Annotated in this window: 1 protein-coding gene; it reads left to right on the plus strand. The window is 71.7% G+C overall.

From position 1 onward, the window contains the following. On the plus strand, positions 1-867 hold an 867-nt coding region (locus tag EJK15_RS74050; RefSeq protein WP_206062414.1), incomplete at both ends, for a hypothetical protein.

Genomic DNA, 867 nt, shown 5'->3' on the forward strand with positions numbered 1-867 from the left:
GTGGACCCCCGCCGACGCCTACCTGCAGGCAAGGGACGCCCTCAAGGCCGTCGGCCTCAAGGTGTACGCCTGGACCGTCCTGACCCACAACTCCCACCTGGGCGCCGCCCATCCCGACCTTGTCGTACGCAACGCCTTCGGGGACCCGTACCCCTATGCGCTCTGCCCCGCCCACGAGGACGTGATCGAGTACTGCGAGCGCCTGGTCCAGGAGATCCTCACCGTCGGCGAGCCGGACGGCCTGATCCTGGAGGCCTGTGGCCCGATGGGGTTCGGCCACCAGAGCGTCCACGAGAAGACATCCGGCGCAGACTGGACCGCTGTCGACGCCGACCTCCTTTCCCTGTGCTTCTGCACCGTCTGCGCCACCCGCTACCCCGAACCCACCAGGGCCCGGATCCGCGCCGCCATAGACCGCACCCTGCCCGAGCACAACCCTGCGGCCCAGCACGCAGCCGCCCCCTCCACCGGCACGCAGGCGACCACCAGCCCAGCCGGCGCCGTCGATGCATCGGCGACCGGCCGCTCAACCGCGCCCACCTCCGTCGAGGAGGCCCTCGGCCCACTGGCCGACGAGGTGCGCGCGATCCGCGTCGGCTTGTCCACCTCCCTACGCCGGCGCTTGATCACAGTGGCCCGGAGAATCGCCCCCAACGTCCCCATCACCCTGCACGCCAACCCGGACCCCTGGGCCGCCGCCGCCTTCGCCGCCCTCCCCTCGGGCGAGCCGGAGGCGGACGTGCTGGTGGCCAGCTGCTGGGGCGACCCATCCACGGACGCCACGCGCCTCGCCCGCCTGACGGAGCTGTCCACCCCAGGCCAGCGAGTAGGCGCCTACGTCCTGGCCCCTGTCTCTTATGCACATCT

Source organism: Nonomuraea basaltis (assembly GCF_005893125.1).
Taxonomy (GTDB): domain Bacteria; phylum Actinomycetota; class Actinomycetes; order Streptosporangiales; family Streptosporangiaceae; genus Nonomuraea; species Nonomuraea basaltis.